This is a genomic window from Streptomyces sp. CWNU-52B, from assembly GCF_047444975.1.
GTDB lineage: Bacteria > Actinomycetota > Actinomycetes > Streptomycetales > Streptomycetaceae > Streptomyces.
In genome coordinates, this window is the sequence record NZ_JBLFJV010000010.1 from 97754 (window position 1) to 114067 (window position 16314).

The window sequence follows — 16314 nt, forward strand, 5'->3', positions numbered from 1 at the left end:
GAGTACGACGTGAGCGCGAATCAACCGACGTTGGGCAACAGCACTTCCTCTGTGCTGGGACGCCGGCTGGGCGGAGAACTCATCAAGCTGCGCACGGCGGCGGGACTGAACCAGTCACACGCCGCCAAGGCACTTTCCTCATCCATCACGAAGGTCACCAAGATGGAGCGGGGCTGGGTCCCCATGCGCGACCCGGACATCCGAGCGCTGTGCGACCTGTACGGCATCCATGACCCCCGGGCCGTCGGCGGGCTCCTGGAACTGGCGAGGGTCGACCGCGAGCGCCGTAAGGCCAAAGGCTGGTGGAACGACTACACGATCCCTGGCGTCATGCAGGAATACGTCACCCTGGAAAGCGCGGCGACCACCATCAAGGCCTGGCAGCCCGCGTTCGTTCCGGGGCTGCTTCAAACGCCGGAGTATGTACGGGGCTTGAGGGCAAACCCCACGGTGAAAGTCACCAAGGGGCCGGACACGGACGACGAGTTCATCGCGGCGCGTCTCGCCCGTCGCCGACGCTTGACCGACGAACCGTCACTCTCACTGCAAGCAGTCGTTTACGAAGCCGTTCTCCGCAACTTCCCAGGCGGCCCGGCGACAGCAAGGGGCCAGCTCGAAGCACTCACGAAAGTTGCAGACCTGCCAAGTGTCAGCCTGAGAATCTACCCGTTCAGCGCCGGTACGCACTCGGGCCTCAATGCTTCGTTCAACATCATCTCGTTCGCTGCCCCCGGAGCCATGGACGTGGTGTACGTAGAAGTCCCCTTCGCTCAACGGTGGGTGGAAGACGAGGCAGCCTCAGCCTCCTACAGTGAGATGTTCGAGGTGATCGCCGAAAGGTCGCTCGACGAGCGGCAGTCGGAGTCGTTGCTCCACGAGCTACTCAAGGGACTGTGAACCATGACTGAATTCACGTACCGCAAGGCCACCTACAGCGACGAAGTAGCGGAGTGCGTCGAGATAGCCACCAACATCCCCACCACCATCGCCATACGCGACTCCAAGAACCCCGCCGGCCCCTCCCTCCAGATCCACCCCACCACCTGGACGGCCTTCCTCCGCGCGCTCCACTAGATGAATGAGTCCAAGAGGCGTCGTTACGGTCAGTGATCGTAGGCCGTGCTCGAACTCGCGGCCGAAGTAGTTCTTGTCCCCGATGATCGTCTGCCCAGGGTGAACGGCGAGGGCGTCTGGAGCGGTATCAAGCATGTCGCGCAGCGTTTCGCGCTCGTCCGCCTTGGCCCCGGTGAGCGCGAACAGGACCGGCAGTCCGCCGAGTGTGCACACCAGGTGCAGACGCAGCCTCCAGAAGTACCGCGAGTGTGACGCGCGGGAAAGTTATGGACGCAACAGTCCATAACTTGAAGGAGGACGGCATGGCCGTCTTGGAGAACAAGGTCGCCGTGATCACCGGGGGCGGCACCGGCATCGGGTTCGCGACCGCGCGGGCGTTCCGCGACGAGGGCGCCACCGTGTTCGTCACAGGCCGTCGCAAGGACGCGCTCGGCGCCGCGGTCGCCGAACTCGGACCTGGCGTGACCGGCGTGGTCTGCGACGCCTCGGTGCCCTCGGAGCTCGACGCGTTCTACGGCACCGTGCGCGACCAGGCAGGACGTATAGACGTACTGGTCGCCAACGCCGGCGTCGGCACCGCGGCGCCGTTCGGCGAGGTGACGGAAGAGCTGATCGACTCGGTGTTCGCGACCAACGTCAAGGGAGTGATCTTCACTCTCCAGCAGGCGCTGCCGCTGCTCAGCACGGGCGCTTCGGTGATCCTGACGGGTTCGACCGCCGCGACCCGCCCCGACCAGGGGCTTGAGATCTACGCCGCGTCGAAGGCCGCGGTCCGCGCGCTCGCCCGCGGCTGGGCCCTCAGCGCCCGCGCACACGGCTTCCGGGTCAACGTCGTGTCCCCGGGCGGTACGCGCACCCCTGGTCTGCTCGAACTGGTCTCACCCGAGGTGCTCAAGGAGGCCGAAGACGCCATCCCCCTCGGCCGGCTCGCCGAGCCCGAGGAGATCGCCGCCGTGACGACGTTCCTGGCCTCGGACGCGTCGAGCTACGTGAACGGTGCCGAGTTCTTCGCCGACGGGGGATACGCGCAGGCATGAGCGCCCTCGTCAGCGCCGATCCAGGTGTGTCTCGACAACCAGCGATCACCCCTTCCGTGTGGACGCCTCCCGGGTGCGCCTCCCCGGTGTGCGTGGGCGGCCGGTAATTCCGGTCGCCCGGTGGCGTCGATGGGATATCCTGCTCCGGAATTTCGCGCGGCAGGTTCTCTGTCGCCCCACTCGGCGCGCTCGGCGCCGACACGTACCGCGTGCCCTGCCCGGAAGGAGGCGAGAGACATGGACCGTGCTGAATGCGTTGCGGCCATAGTTGCCTCCGGCCGTGTGCCCTCCCTCCTCTGCGGCGCGCGGTAGTTCCTCCCCCTCCCTTCTGTTTCCTGTCTTCGGCGTCTTCCTGAGATGCCGCGTCACGAGACGTCCTGGCCTGCGCGGTTCGTCGCCGCACTGGCCGCGGGGGCGCGCGCCCGATGACGGGCCCTTCTCTTGCCTGCCACCGTGATCTCGGCACTCTCCGCCGCACGGCCGGCAAGAGCGCCTGCGTGAGTGACACGCGGCTGGTGAGGCAGACCCCGGGTGCTGTCCGCGGTTCCCGCTGCCCCACCGCCATGCCGTGTCCCGTGCTGCGTACACCGGCCCGTCGTCACCACTGCGACCGTCCCTGGCCGGCTGTCTCGACAGCACAAGACACGAAACGTGCGTGATCGCCATGAGCAAGAAACGTCCCGGAGGGGAATCCACCCCGTCCGTCCCGTCCACGCCTTCCACGCCTTCCACGGCCACCGGCCGTTCCCCGGACCACGAGGTTCCCGCCGCGACTCCGGCACCGGAACCGACTCCTGCACCTGCACCGGCACCGGCACCGGCACCGGATCCGAAGCGCTGGTGGGCGCTGGCCGTCATCGCCCTCGCCCAGCTGATGGTGATCCTCGACGGCACCGTCGTGAACATCGCGCTGCCCTCCGCCCAGCGCGCTCTCGGCATGTCGGACGCCGACCGGCAGTGGGTGATCACCGCCTACACGCTGGCCTTCGGCGGGCTGCTGCTGCTCGGCGGCCGGATCGCCGACCTGGTGGGCCGCAAGCGCGCCTTCGTCATCGGCCTGGCCGGGTTCGCCGCGGCCTCCGCGCTGGGCGGCGCGGCGGCCGGTCCCGGGACGCTGTTCGCGGCGCGGGCCCTGCAAGGCGCGTTCGCGGCGGTCCTGGCGCCCTCGGCCCTGTCGCTGCTGACGACGACCTTCACCGACCCCAAGGAACGGGCCAGGGCGTTCGGGGTCTACGGTGCGCTGGCCGGCGGCGGCAGCGCGGTCGGGCTGATCGTCGGCGGTCTGCTGACCGAGTACCCGAACTGGCGCTGGTCCCTGTACGTCAACGTGCCCATCGCGCTGGCCGCCCTGCTCGGCGCACCGGCCTTCCTGCACGACCGCTCCGGCCGCCGGGGCGGGCGCCTGGACGTGCCGGGCGCGCTGCTGGGCTGCGGCGGGCTCGTCGCCCTCGTGTACGGCTTCAGCGAGGCCGAACCTCGCGGCTGGAACAGCCCCTCGGTGCTCACCCCGCTCGTGGCCGGCGTGCTCCTGCTCGCCGCCTTCGTGTGGTGGCAGAGCCGCGCGGCGAGCCCGCTGCTGCCGCTGCGCATCGTCAAGGACCGTGTCCGGGCCGGGTCGCTCGCGACGATGGGCCTGGCCACCATCGGCATGTTCGGCGTCTTCCTGTTCCTGACGTACTACCTGCAGGTCGTCCTCGGCTACCCGCCGGTGCGGACGGGCCTGGCCTTCGTGCCGATCTCGGCCGGCATCGCCGTCGGCGCGACCCAGATCGCGGCCCGCCTGCTCCCCCGCACGGCGCCGCGCGTCCTGATGTCGTCCGGCATGGTGCTGGCCGCCGCCGGCATGGTGCTGCTCAGCAGGCTGACCGTGCACGCGCAGTACGTCCCGCACGTGCTGCCCGCCCTGCTGCTGCTCGGTCTGGGCATGGGCCTGACCTTCATGCCGGTCTACGCGACGGCCACCGCAGGCGTGCCCGCGCAGGACGCCGGTGTGGCCTCGGCCGTCCTCAACACCGTTCAGCAGATGGGCGCTTCGCTGGGCACCGTGCTGCTCAACACCATCGCCACCGGCGCCACCAGCCGTTACGTCCACTCGCACGCGCCCGATGCGGACCACGGCGGCGCGGCCGTCGACGCGGGCACGGTGCACGGCTTCTCCGTCGCGTACGGGTGCTCGGCGGGCGTCCTGCTGCTCGCCGCCCTGGTAGCGGGCCTCACCGTACGGGGCAGGACGCCGAAGCCCGCCGGAAACGACGCACCGGCCCCGTGAGCCGGGGCCATGTCCCGCCACCGTCCGCCTCACCTCTCGAAGGATCAGCCGTGAAACCCCTGACCGAGCGCGACATCCGTACCTCGTTCGTCAACTGCTCGAAGGGCGAGGCCAGACGCCTCCCCCTGCCCAAGAACCTGGCGGACCTCGACCACTGGGACGACCTGGACTTCCTGGGCTGGTTCGACCTGTCCGCGCCCGATCGCAGGTACCTCGTCGTCGAACGCGCCGATGAACTCGTCGGACTCTCCCTGCGGTTCGCGTCCGGCAACCGCGGCTTCCTGCGCCGCAGCCTGTGCTCGCTGTGTCTGACCACGCATCCCGGCAGCGGCGTGATGCTCATGACCGCGCCCAAGGCGGGCCCGGCCGGCCGCGAAGGCAACTCGGTGGGCCTCTACCTCTGCGCCGACCTGGACTGCTCGTTGTACGTACGGGGCAAGAAGAAGGCGGCACCGGGCGGACGCATGGAGGAGTCCCTCACGGTCGAGCAGCAGATCGAGCGCCTGCGCGGCAACCTCGACACGTTCGTGGAGCGGGTCCTCCACTGAGTCGGACGGGGCTCGGCGACGGCGACCAGGAGGCCGCTGGCCCACATCGGCCCGCGGGCTCAGAGCTACGAGCTCACTGATCCAGGGGGCTGACCTCGATCACCGCCTGTGGCGCGGCGTCCGGACCGGCATGGTGCGGACGCCGCACGACGGGAGCGGGCCGTGCCGGTGCGTCGCGGTCCGTCGCGTAGAGCTCCTGCAAAAGGGCCGCACCCTCCCGTCTTCGGGCCGTACACCCGGAAGGCGACGGACTCGACGTACCGGCACGGCCCCGACCCACGGACGTCGCTCGGCGCGTTTCGCTGAGCCCTGCCGCCGGCCGAGCCCGCGGGCCCGTTCCGAACCGGTCAACGTACCGGGGGAACAAGACGACTTGAGTCCCCCGGTCGCGGGCTTCGTCCGCTTCGTACGCATGCGCGGGCCGGGTCGTTACGATGACGGCGGTGGGGTCGGCTCCGGATTTCGCGCCCGGCGACGGTTCCGGCCCTCGGGCGGTCGGCCCGGACCCGGCACAGCTTCCTTCGCGGTACGGCCGCACACGGCAGACGGACGCAAGGCAACGTATCCCACGTGCAGTTGGAGCTGTCCATGCGCATCGACCATTCGAAACTGTCGCTCGACCAGCCCGTGTCCTCGCTCGATCCGAACCGCGGGACCCACGAGGAGGCAGCCGAGTGGCTGCGGCACGGCCCCGTGGTCCCGGTGGCGCTGCCGGACGACGTCCACGTCTGGGCGGCCATGTCGGCCGAGGCCGCCCAGACGGTCCTGGACGCCCACCCCGACCTCTCCAGCGATCCGCGCCACTGGGGTGCCTACACGCGCGGGGAGATACCCGCCGGATGGCCCCTGCTCAACCTGATCGTCGGAGAGTCCATGCTCAACGCGGACGGGGCCGACCACCGCCGGCTCCGCCATCTGGTGAGCCGCGCCTTCACCCCCCGGCGCATCGACGCGCTCGCACCCCGGATCCGTGAGATCACCGGGGAGTTGCTGGACGGCCTGGAGTCCGCGGAGCCAGGGACGGTGACGGACCTCAAGGAGGGGTTCGCCTATCCGCTCCCGCTGCTGATCATCTGCGAGCTGTTCGGCCTCACCGACCCCGCCCAACAGCACCGGTTACGCGGTCACTTCCGGACGATGCTGAGCGTCGAGGTGAGCGGCGCCGAACGGCAGAAGGCCGCGCTCGGACAGCGCGAGGTACTGGCCCGTCTGGTCGCCGACCGGCGCGCGGCCCCGCTCGGCGATCTGACCAGCGCGCTGATCGAGACGTTGGACGAAGAGGACGGCAGGCTGTCGGAGAAGGAACTGATCGACACCCTGGAGATCATCCTGCTGGCCGGCCACGAGACCACGGTCAACTCACTGACCAGCACCGTCCACGCCCTGCTCACCCGCCCCGACCAGCTCACCGCGCTCCTCGACGGCGAACTGGACTGGCCGGCCGCCGTGGAGGCGGGCCTGCACTGGAACACCCCGCTGCGCAACCTGTTCATGCGCTACGCGCTGCGGGACACCGTCCTGCAGGGAGTGACCGTGCGGCGCGGCGAGCCGATCGTCGTCGGGCTGGCCGCCGCCAACCGCGAACAGCACGGCACGGTCCCGGCGCGCTTCGACATCCACGACTCCCGCCACTACGAGCGCCAGCTCGCCTTCGGCGCGGGCCCGCACTACTGCCTCGGCGCCGCCCTGGCCCGCCTGGAGAGCGCGATCGGGCTCTCCCAGCTCTTCACCCGGTTCCCCGCCATGCGGCTGGCCGTGCCCGAGTCGGAACTGGTACCCGTGATCTCCACGGCGATCAACGGCCTGGCCGCCCTCCCGGTCGTCCTCCGGCCGGCCTCCGCCTGAGGCGAGACCTTGTCAGTGCGGTGGCGCCACCGGGTCCAGCGCGTTGCCGACGGTGCAGCCGCCCTCCCCCGGCATCCGCTGCGTCCGGGGCGGCGCCCACACCTCCGTGGCGCCGGGACCCACCCTGGCGAGAAGGCAGTCCTGCGGGTCGAACCCGTTGCCCCGCACCGACAGGAGGACCCCGACCCGGCCGTCGTCCGCCTTCACCTCCGTACGGATCGCCGGATCCAGCTCCAGCGCGGCGAGAGCGCGCCGCACCTCGGCCTCGTCCGCCCGGCCCCCCTCCGGCACCCGGGGAAGCCCCGCCCGCAGCTCCTCGTACGGCAGCCGGGGCGGTTCGGGCGGCGCGGCGAAGGTCAGCGGACGGCCGTGCGGGCAGTCCACGTCACGCGGATCCGCACGCCACCGCGCCTCGGGCGACACCCGCACGCCGAAGCAGCGCAGCACGGTGACCTCATCAGGGTCGAACAGCCCGTCGTACGCCGAGCCGGACGTACGCACGATCAGGTCGACGCCGTCGCCGTCATGCGTCGAGGTACCCGTCACCCGCAGTACCTCCACCCCGTCGATGCCGACGGCGGCGCGCCCCACCTCCTCCGCCGTGCGCGGACGCTGGCCGTAGAGGCGCTCGCCCGCCTTCCTGGCCACCTCCCGCGCGGCGTCCGTCGCCTCGCCCTCGGAGGACGACGCGACCCCGCAGCCGACGGTGCACAGCAACAGCGTCGCGAACAGCAGCAGTTGGCGCATGCACGCATTCTTCCGGCGCCCCCGCGCCGCGGGCAACCGCTCGCGTACTCAGGCGCCTACTCAGTCGCGCGCGAAACTCACGTGACCTCCGCGTGCCCCCTGGATACGGTGGGCCGATGCCCGAGCTGAAGCGGCTGAGCGCCGGCCACGCCCCGGCGGTCCTGGCCTTCGAACTGGCCAATCGCGGCTACTTCGCCGCCTCCATCTCCGACCGCGGCGACGACTTCTTCGCCCGGTTCACCGACCGGTACGACGCCTTGCTGGCCGAGCAGAAGGCGGGCGTCTGCGCCTTCTACCTGCTCGTCGCCGAGGACGGCTCGGTGCTCGGCAGGTTCAACCTGGTCGACATCGAGGACCGCACCGCGGAACTCGGCTACCGGGTCGCGCAGCACGCCACCGGCCGCGGCGTGGCGACCGCGGCCGTCCAGGAGGTGTGCCGGCTGGCGGCGGCGCGGCACGGGCTGCGCACCGTACGGGCCGCCGTGTCCCACCAGAACGCCGCGTCCCGGAAGGTGCTGGCCAAGGCCGGGTTCGCGCCCGCCGGCCCCGCCGACCCGGCCCACCTCGGCGGCAAGCCGGGCACCTGGTACCGGCGCGACCTGCCGCCCCGGTAGGCCGTACCGCGCACACCCCCGCTCCGCGCGGGACGCCGGCGCCTCAACCGCCGTACGGGCGCACCGCCTTCGCGTCCCGCAGCGCCGACGCCCACCACACCAGCTGGTCCAGCATCGCCTTCGCCGCCGCGTCGGGGGCCGCGGGGTCCCGGTGGCGGCCCTCGTCGTCGAAGGCCGCGCCCGCGTTGTGGAAGGACACCGTGTCGCGGACGGTGACGGCGTGCAGTTCGGCGAAGACCTGGCGGAGCTGTTCGACGGCGCGCAGACCGCCCGAGACACCGCCGTACGAGACGAAGCCGACGGGCTTGGCGCGCCACTCCTGGACGTGCCAGTCGATGAGCGCCTTGAGCGACGCGGGGAAGGAGTGGTTGTACTCGGGGGTCAGGACGACGAAGGCGTCGGCGGCGGCCAGCTTCGGGGTGACCTTCGCCAGCTCGGCGGCCACCTCGGGGGACGGGGAGAAGGACAGGGCCGTCGGCAGCCCCGCGTCGGCGGTGTCGACGACCTCGACCGTGACGTCGTCGCGTTCACGGAGCCGGCCGAGGAGCCAGTCCGCGACGACGGGCCCGAAGCGGCCCTCCCGGTTGCTGCCTGCGATGACGGCGACCTTGAGGGCCGCGGGAACTTCGGTGGTGGGGTTCATGGAGCCGAGCCTCACACCTCAACCAAACTTGAGGTCAAGCCGCCGCCGGTGAGCACCGGTCACCCGTTCACACGCGCCGCGCGCAGCCTTCGGGTTCTTTTTGTCCGCGCCCGCCGACACCCCGGTGACCTGGTCAAACACCGCCGGTACGGCACGGCGGACGCCCCGCCGGGACCTCGTTCGCCCGGTTTCCGACGCGCCATCAGGAGGCGCGCGCCGTCGACTGCCACTTACCTCGGTAGGGCAGGGCACGACCGAGGCAGCGGCACATCGCGGTGTCGCGGGTCGTGCCCCACTCCGAGGAGCAAGCACGATGCGCACAGCCCGCCTGCTGACCGGTACCGCGCTCGCCGTCGCCGCGGCGGGCTTCTGCGCGGCGCCCGCCCACGGAGCCGGAGCCGAAACCGGGACCGGAGCCGGGTCGGGGTCGAGCTCCATCGAGCTGTACCCGGCCACCGTCGCGCCCGGCGCCGAGGTCACGGTGAACACGGCGGCGTGCGAGGCGAACGACGCCGCGTCGGGCGACGCCGGCGCCGTCGGCGCGGGCGGCTTCACGCTGATCCCCAGCGCGCACGAGGGCGACGCGGTCGGCCATTTCAAGGTGCCGCCTTCCGCCCAGCCCGGCACGTACGAGATCGTCGCGCGCTGTTCGAACGGCCTGCGGATGACGGGCGACCTGGTGGTCACGCTCACCTCCACCCAGGAGAGCAGGCCGCAGGTCCCACGAGGCAGTGTGAAGACGGGGGTCGGCGGCGCACTCGGCCCCGACCCCGTGCAGACCGCGGCGGGAGTGGCGGCCCTGGCCGTCGCCGCCGCGGGCGGTACCTGGCTCCTGCATCGCCGGGCGAGAGGCGACGGGATCTGACGGACACCCTCCGCTGTCCACCGGTACCGCCGTCCCCTCCCCCTCCGGGCCCGACGCCCCTCGCGGCCGGGAGGGGGACGCGGGACCCCCACACCGAGAGGGGGGCCGCCGTGCGCCCGTCCAGCAATGTCCCGATAGCCGCCGCCACGCTCGTCGCCCTCCTCTGCGGCGCCTGGCTGCTGCACCTCGGCACGCAGACGCACGCGCCGCCCCAGCCGTCGGCGGCGCAGTTCCGTGCGGGCGGCCATGTGGACCGGCCGGCGGCCGCGGCGCTGCCGCACTCGCCGCCCGACCGGGTCCGGATCCCCTCGATCCGGGTGGACGCCCCGCTGATGGGCCTCGGCCTCACCCCGCAGGGCAGCCTCGACGTGCCGCCGGCCGCCAGGAAGAACCTCGCGGGCTGGTACGCGGCCGGGACCGCGCCGGGCGACAAGGGCACCGCGATCGTCGCCGGCCATGTGGACAACACCGAGGGCCCCGCCGTGTTCTACCGCCTCGGCGCACTGGAGAGGGGCAGCACGATCGAGGTCGGACGCCGGGACGGCAGCGTCGCCGTCTTCTCGGTCGACACGGTCGAGGTGTACGACGCCCGCGACTTCCCGGACGAGAAGGTGTACGGGGCGGCGGGGCGCCCGGAGCTGCGCGTGATCACCTGCGGGGGCGGTTACTCGGCGGGCACCGGCTACCGGGGGAACGTGGTCGTCTTCGCCCACCTCACGGGCAGCCGCCCGGCGTAGGCGCCGTGGCCACCCGCGGGGCCCTCAGAGCCAGAAGTCGTACCCGAGCTTCGCCACCAGCGCGAACACCACCGTCAGCAGCACGACCCGGACGAACCCGCTGCCCTTCTTGAGCGCGGTGTGCGCCCCGACCATGCCGCCGGCCAGGTTGAACACCGCCATCAGCGCGGCCAGCTGCCAGAACACGGTGCCCTTCCAGGCGAAGGTGGCGAGCGCGCCGGCGTTCGTGCAGCAGTTCACGATCTTCGCGGTGGCGGAGGCGGTCACGAGGTCGAGGTGCAGCAGCGCGGTCAGGGCGAGGACCAGGAACGTACCGGTGCCGGGGCCGACGAGCCCGTCGTAGAAGCCGATGCCCAGGCCCGCGAGCCCGATCGCGGCGAGGACGCGGCGCGGCGTCACGGGCTCGGCCGAGGGCGCGGTCCCGAAGGCGGGCCGCATGATCACGAAGGTGCCGACCCCGAGCAGGACGACCATGACGACCGGCTTCAGCACGTCGGTGCTCATCCCGGCGGCCACGAACGCACCGCCCGTGGACCCGGCGAGCGCCGCCAGACCGATCCGTACCGCCGTGCGGACGTCCACGGGCGCCTTGCGCGCGAACGTGACCGCCGCGCCCGTCGTACCGACGATCGCCACGGCCTTGTTGGTGCCCAGCGCGTACTGGGCCACCGAGCCCGAGTTCGGCAGCCCGAGCAGCAGCACGGGAAGGAGGAGCAGCCCGCCGCCACCCACGACCGCGTCGATCCACCCGGCCGCGAGCGCGGCGACGCACAGAGCAACGACCATGGTCAGCGATATATCGGGCATGATCACGACCCTACCGGCCCCGCTCCCGACCCCCCAGCGACGGTCCCGGGACCGGTTTCGGGGCCGGGACCGAAGCTGGTCCCGGGCCTGTGCCCGGGTCCGTGGTCGTGGTCGGGGACCGGGCCCGAGGCCGGGGCCGGGGCCGTGCCCGGGTCCGGCCCGGGTTCGAGGCCAGGGCCGGGGCTGGCCCGTGGCCGGGTCCAAGGCCGTGGCCATGGCCGGGTTCGAGGCCGGGACCGGGACCGGGCTCGGGGCTGGCCCGTAGCCAAGGCCGGGGCCCGCGATGGCCCGTGGCCGAGTTCGAAGCCGGGACCGGTCCCAGGACCGTGGCCGTGCCCGGGTCCGAGGCCGGGACCAGGGCCGGGCTCGGGGCTGGGCTCAGGGCTGGCCCATAGCCGAGTTCGAAGCCGAGACCGGTCCCAGGACCGTGGCCGTGCCCGGGTCCGAGGCCGGGACCGGTCCCAAGGCCGTGCCCAGGTCCGGCCCGGGTTCGAGGCCGGGACCGGGACCGGGACCGGGACCAGGGCCGGGGCCGGGCTCGGGGCCGGCGCCGGAGGTAGGCGCGGGGCCAGGGGCGGTGCGGTGCCCGGTGGCTCGCCGTGGCCTCCTCCGTCCGTCGAGAACCCTCACATGCGCGGTCGGGGTTCGCTGAGGGCAGCGTTCCCCGCGGGAAACAGGGGGGATGCGGTCGGGTAACACCGGCACCGCACGCTGCCGTACATGACCTCGAATACGCGTGTGGTGGTGATCGGCGCCGGTCTCGCGGGCGTACGTCTCGCCCGCAGGCTCGGAGAGCTCGGCGGGTCCGCCGTACTCGTCGGCGAGGAGGAGCACGCCCCGTACAACCGGGTCCTGCTCGCGGAGGTCCTGGCGGGCCGGTACGCCCCGGAGGTCATCGCGCTCCCGGCGCCCGAGCGGCTGACCCGCGGCCGGGCGGTGGGTGTCGACCGCGCCGCACGGCAGGTGCACCTCGCCGACGGCACGGTGATCGCATACGACACGCTGGTCCTGGCCACCGGCTCCAACCCCGTACTCCCGCCCCTGCGCGGCCTGTTCGCGCCCGACCGGCACGAACTGCCCGAGGGCGTACACGCGTTCCGCACGATGGACGACTGCCTGGGCCTGTCGAAGGCCGTACGGCAGGGCACCCGGGCCGTCGTCATCGGCGGCGGCCTGCTCGGCGTCTCGGCCGCCCGCGCACTCGCCGAACGGGGCGCGCAGGTGGTGCTGGCCCAGCAGGGCGAGCGGCTGATGGAACGTCAACTCGACCCGTCCGCGTCCATGTTGGTGCTCCGGCACCTCAAGGACCTCGGCGTCGAGGTGCACACCGAGAGCCGGGTACGCGGCGTGCGCTGCGCCGCCGGCGCGGTCCGCTCGGTCGAGATGGCCGACGGATACACCCTCGACGCCGACCTGGTGGTGCTGGCCTGCGGAGTGCATCCGCGGGTGGGCCTCGCCCAGGACGCGGGGCTCGCCGTGCACAAGGGCGTCATCGTCGACGACGAACTGCGCACCTCCGACCCCCGCATCAGGGCGATCGGTGACTGCGCACAGCACGACGGCCAGGTCTACGGACTGGCCGCCCCCGCCCTCGAACAGGCCGAGGTGCTCGCGGAGTTGCTGGCCGGCCCGCCGGCGCACACCGCACCCGCGGTGGGCGCCGCCCACTACCGGGGCACCCGCGCCCTCACCCGGCTCACCCTCGCCGCCACCACCCCCCTCGACCTCGCCGCGTTCGGCGAGCACACCCCGCTGCCCGGCGACGACGTCGTCCAGCTCACCGACGCGACCCGCGGCACCTACCGCAAGGTCGTCGTCCGCGACGACCGCCTGGTGGGCGGCGTCCTCGTCGGCGAACTCGGCACCGTCGGCGCGCTCGCCCGCGCCTGGGAGGGAGCCGAGCCGCTCCCGGACGGCGCTCCGCTGCTCCACCTGCTCACCAACGATGGAGGCTCCTGATGCCCACGACGGCTCCCCAGGCCCGGCCCCGCCCCACGATCGTGCTCGTCGGTCACGGCATGGTCGGCCAGCGCTTCCTCGAAGCACTGGCCGAGCGCGGTCTGACCGCCACGCACCGCGTGGTCGTGCTGTGCGAGGAGCCGCGTCCCGCGTACGACCGCGTGCAGCTCACCTCGTACTTCTCGGGCCGCACACCCGAGGAACTGTCCGTGACGGACCCGGAGTTCATCAGGGACCACGGCATCGAGCTGCACATCGGCGACCCGGCCGAGAGCGTCGACCGCACCGCGCGGACCGTCACGGCCCGCTCGGGGCTGGTCGTCGGGTACGACACGCTGGTCCTGGCCACCGGCTCGTTCCCCTTCGTGCCGCCCGTGCCGGGCAAGGACGCCGAGGGCTGCTTCGTCTACCGCACGATCGAGGACCTGCTCGCCATCGAGGAGTACGCGAAGGCGCGGGCCACGACCGGCGCGGTGGTCGGCGGCGGCCTGCTCGGCCTTGAGGCCGCCGGGGCGCTGAAGGGGCTCGGACTCGCCACGCACATCGTGGAGTTCGCGCCGCGCCTGATGCCCGTACAGGTCGACGAGGGCGGCGGCGCCGCGCTGCTGCGCACCATCGAGAACATGGGCCTGACGGTCCACACCGGCACGGGCACGCAGGAGGTCGTCACCGGTGCCGACGGCGCCGTGACGGGCATGCGGCTCTCCGACGGCTCCGAGGTGGCGACCGATCTCGTCGTGTTCTCGGCCGGGGTACGCCCCCGTGACGGGCTGGCCCGCGACTGCGGCCTGACCGTGGGCGAGCGCGGCGGCATCAGCGTCGACGAGCAGTGCCGTACCGTCGGCGACCCGCACGTCTTCGCGATCGGCGAGTGCGCGCTGGCGTCCGACGGCCGGGTCTACGGCCTGGTGGCACCCGGTTACGAGATGGCCGAGACGGCGGCCGCCACGATCGCCGCCACCCGCACCGCGGACGCCGCGGACAGGGCCGACGCGGCGGCCTTCACCGGCGCCGACCTCTCCACCAAGCTGAAGCTCCTCGGCGTCGACGTCGCCTCCTTCGGGGACGCGCACGGCGCCGCCGGCGACTGCCTCGACGTCGTCTACTCGGACTCCCGCTCGGGCACGTACAAGAAGCTGGTCATCGGGCGCGGCGGCGAGTTGCTCGGCGGGATCCTGGTCGGCGACGCGGACGCGTACGGCACCCTGCGGGCGTTCACCGGCTCGGTGCCGCCGGTCGCCCCGGAGCAGCTCGTCCTGCCGGCCGGCGCGGGCGCCCCCGTCCGGCTCGGCCCGTCCTCCCTGCCGGACGAGGCGATCATCTGCTCCTGCCACAACGTCACCAAGGGCGCGATCCGCGGCGCGGTCACCGAGCACTCCTGCACGACGGTGCCCGAGGTCAAGAAGTGCACCAAGGCCGGTACGGGCTGCGGCAGTTGCGTCAAGGTGCTCGGCCAGCTCGTCACCGCCGAGCTGGAGGCGGGCGGCGTCGAGGTCGACAAGGGCCTGTGCGGCTGCTTCGCGCAGACCCGCGAGGAGCTGTACGAGATCGTCCTCGCCCTGCGCGTCGCCTCGTACCGGCAGCTCCTTGACCGGTACGGCCGCGAGAGCGCGCGCGGCGGCGAGGGCTGCGAGGTCTGCAAACCCACGGTCGGCTCGATCATCGCCTCGCTCGCGCCCACGATCGGCGCCGACGGCTATGTCCTGGCCGGTGAGCAGGCCGCTCTCCAGGACACCAACGACCACTTCCTCGCGAACCTGCAGAAGAACGGCTCGTACTCGATCGTGCCGCGCATCCCCGGCGGCGAGATCACCCCCGAGAAGCTCATCGTGATCGGCGAGGTGGCCCGGGACTTCGGCCTCTACACGAAGATCACCGGCGGCCAGCGGATCGACATGTTCGGCGCGCGGGTCGAGCAACTGCCCCTGATCTGGGCCCGGTTGGTGGACGCGGGATTCGAGTCCGGGCACGCGTACGGAAAGTCGCTGCGGACGGTCAAGTCGTGCGTCGGGCAGACCTGGTGCCGCTACGGCGTCCAGGACTCGGTGCGCATGGCCATCGACCTGGAGCTGCGCTACCGGGGCCTGCGCTCCCCGCACAAGCTCAAGTCGGCGGTCTCCGGGTGCGCCCGCGAGTGCGCGGAGGCCCAGTCGAAGGACTTCGGCATCATCGCCACGGCGGGCGGCTGGAACCTGTACGTCGGCGGCAACGGCGGCGCCACCCCGCGCCACGCCGACCTGCTCGCCCAGGACCTCTCCGACGCCGAACTCGTCCGTCTCATCGACCGGTTCCTGATGTTCTACATCCGCACGGCCGACCGTCTTGAGCGCACCTCGACCTGGCTGGAGCGGATCACCGGCGGCCTGGACCACGTCCGGGACGTCGTGGTGGACGACTCGCTGGGCATCTGCGCGGAGTTGGAGTCGCTGATGACGGCGCACGTCGCCAACTACCGCGACGAGTGGGCCGAGACCATCAACGACCCGGAGAAGCTGTCCCGCTTCGTCTCCTTCGTGAACGCCCCCGACACCCCCGACCCGGTCGTCGGCTTCGTCCCCGAGCGCGACCAGATCAAGCCCGACCTGCCGCTGCTGACCATCGGCACCCGCCCCCTGGAAGGAAGCGCCCAGCGATGACGCTCGCACCCGAGACCACGACGCTCAGGATCCAGCTCAGGCCGACCGCCCCGACCGCCGTTTCCGCCGCTGCCTCCGCCGCCGTCTCCGACGACGACTGGTTCGCGGTCTGCGACCTGTCCGTGCTGATCCCCGGCCGCGGGGTGGCCGCGCTGCTCCCGGACGGGCGTCAGGTGGCGCTCTTCATGGACCGCGCGGGCCGGATGTACGCGATCGACAACCGCGACCCGTTCTCCGGCGCGGCCGTCCTCTCCCGCGGGCTCGTCGGCTCGCACCGGGGCCGCCCGTTCGTCGCCTCCCCCCTCCTGAAGCAGCGCTTCGACCTGGAGTCGGGCCGCTGCCTGGACGACGACACGGTGACGGTGGCGACGTACGAGGTGCGGGCCAGGTAGCCCCCGGCCGGACCTCGCAGGCGCAGGTCACGCGCCCGGGGTCCACGGAACGCAGGCCCATGACCGGAGAGTTACCGTCCGGTCACGTCACGTTCGCATCACGGGTCCGCCGTTCCGCCGCGACACCAGTGGCCTCTCTCA

At 72.3% G+C, this 16314-nt stretch carries 15 protein-coding genes and 1 pseudogene; 12 read left to right on the forward strand and 4 right to left on the reverse strand.

Features of this window, described 5'->3' with window-relative positions:
- Positions 1–9: 9 nt before the first annotated feature.
- Positions 10–897, forward strand: a complete 888-nt coding sequence (locus tag ACLVWQ_RS12905; protein WP_414108600.1) for a helix-turn-helix domain-containing protein — start codon at positions 10–12, stop codon at positions 895–897.
- Between the two features lie 3 nt (positions 898–900).
- The gene (locus ACLVWQ_RS12910) at positions 901–1074 is read left to right on the forward strand and encodes a DUF397 domain-containing protein (RefSeq protein WP_414108601.1); all 174 of its coding nucleotides are present in this window, start codon (positions 901–903) and stop codon (positions 1072–1074) included.
- Here ACLVWQ_RS12910 and ACLVWQ_RS12915 read toward each other — a convergent pair.
- Positions 1042–1329, reverse strand: a pseudogene (locus ACLVWQ_RS12915) (transposase); the annotation flags it as partial. The gene ACLVWQ_RS12910 and the pseudogene ACLVWQ_RS12915 overlap by 33 nt on opposite strands.
- Positions 1330–1376: 47 nt before the next feature.
- On the opposite strand from ACLVWQ_RS12915, the gene ACLVWQ_RS12920 reads away from it, so the two are divergent.
- The 4 genes from ACLVWQ_RS12920 to ACLVWQ_RS12935 all read left to right on the forward strand — a co-directional run bounded on the left by ACLVWQ_RS12920 (position 1377) and on the right by ACLVWQ_RS12935 (position 6773).
- Positions 1377–2111 (forward strand): SDR family NAD(P)-dependent oxidoreductase, encoded by a 735-nt coding sequence (locus tag ACLVWQ_RS12920; protein WP_414108602.1) that lies wholly within the window; start codon positions 1377–1379, stop codon positions 2109–2111.
- Between the two features lie 664 nt (positions 2112–2775).
- Positions 2776–4380 (forward strand): MFS transporter, encoded by a 1605-nt coding sequence (locus ACLVWQ_RS12925; RefSeq protein WP_414108603.1) that lies wholly within the window; start codon positions 2776–2778, stop codon positions 4378–4380.
- A gap of 50 nt (positions 4381–4430) precedes the next feature.
- Entirely contained in the window at positions 4431–4928 is a 498-nt protein-coding gene (locus ACLVWQ_RS12930; protein ID WP_414108604.1) for an FBP domain-containing protein, read from the forward strand.
- 588 nt (positions 4929–5516) lie between these two features.
- Positions 5517–6773, forward strand: a complete 1257-nt coding sequence (locus tag ACLVWQ_RS12935; RefSeq protein WP_414108605.1) for a cytochrome P450 family protein — start codon at positions 5517–5519, stop codon at positions 6771–6773.
- Between the two features lie 12 nt (positions 6774–6785).
- On the opposite strand, the gene ACLVWQ_RS12940 is transcribed toward ACLVWQ_RS12935, so the two are convergent.
- Entirely contained in the window at positions 6786–7520 is a 735-nt protein-coding gene (locus ACLVWQ_RS12940; RefSeq protein WP_414108607.1) for a translation initiation factor IF-2, read from the reverse strand.
- Positions 7521–7636: 116 nt separating this feature from the next.
- Here ACLVWQ_RS12940 and ACLVWQ_RS12945 point away from each other — a divergent pair, with 116 nt between their 5' ends.
- Positions 7637–8134 carry a GNAT family N-acetyltransferase gene (locus ACLVWQ_RS12945; RefSeq protein WP_414108608.1) on the forward strand — a complete coding sequence of 166 codons (498 nt, stop codon included), beginning with the start codon at positions 7637–7639 and terminating at the stop codon, positions 8132–8134.
- A gap of 43 nt (positions 8135–8177) precedes the next feature.
- Here ACLVWQ_RS12945 and ACLVWQ_RS12950 read toward each other — a convergent pair whose 3' ends face one another.
- Positions 8178–8777: an NADPH-dependent FMN reductase gene (locus tag ACLVWQ_RS12950; protein WP_414108610.1), complete on the reverse strand. Its 600-nt coding sequence runs from the start codon at positions 8775–8777 to the stop codon at positions 8178–8180.
- A 313-nt stretch (positions 8778–9090) separates the two neighbouring features.
- Here ACLVWQ_RS12950 and ACLVWQ_RS12955 point away from each other — a divergent pair, with 313 nt between their 5' ends.
- Both ACLVWQ_RS12955 and ACLVWQ_RS12960 read left to right on the forward strand, forming a co-directional pair.
- Positions 9091–9642 carry a hypothetical protein gene (locus tag ACLVWQ_RS12955; protein ID WP_414108612.1) on the forward strand — a complete coding sequence of 184 codons (552 nt, stop codon included), beginning with the start codon at positions 9091–9093 and terminating at the stop codon, positions 9640–9642.
- A gap of 110 nt (positions 9643–9752) precedes the next feature.
- Positions 9753–10379, forward strand: a complete 627-nt coding sequence (locus tag ACLVWQ_RS12960) for a class F sortase (RefSeq protein WP_414108613.1) — start codon at positions 9753–9755, stop codon at positions 10377–10379.
- Positions 10380–10403: 24 nt separating this feature from the next.
- On the opposite strand, the gene ACLVWQ_RS12965 is transcribed toward ACLVWQ_RS12960, so the two are convergent.
- Entirely contained in the window at positions 10404–11186 is a 783-nt protein-coding gene (locus ACLVWQ_RS12965; RefSeq protein ID WP_414108614.1) for a sulfite exporter TauE/SafE family protein, read from the reverse strand.
- 720 nt (positions 11187–11906) lie between these two features.
- Between ACLVWQ_RS12965 and ACLVWQ_RS12970 the strand changes: the two genes are divergently transcribed.
- From ACLVWQ_RS12970 to nirD, 3 genes are read left to right on the forward strand one after another with little or no spacing between them, the layout of a single operon-like run.
- Positions 11907–13145, forward strand: a complete 1239-nt coding sequence (locus ACLVWQ_RS12970) for an NAD(P)/FAD-dependent oxidoreductase (RefSeq protein WP_414108615.1) — start codon at positions 11907–11909, stop codon at positions 13143–13145.
- Positions 13145–15781, forward strand: a complete 2637-nt coding sequence (gene nirB / locus ACLVWQ_RS12975; protein ID WP_414108616.1) for a nitrite reductase large subunit NirB — start codon at positions 13145–13147, stop codon at positions 15779–15781. Before ACLVWQ_RS12970 ends, nirB begins: the two co-directional genes overlap by 1 nt.
- Positions 15778–16173: a nitrite reductase small subunit NirD gene (nirD, locus tag ACLVWQ_RS12980; RefSeq protein WP_414108617.1), complete on the forward strand. Its 396-nt coding sequence runs from the start codon at positions 15778–15780 to the stop codon at positions 16171–16173. The genes nirB and nirD overlap by 4 nt, the downstream gene beginning before the upstream one ends.
- Positions 16174–16314 lie beyond the last annotated feature (141 nt).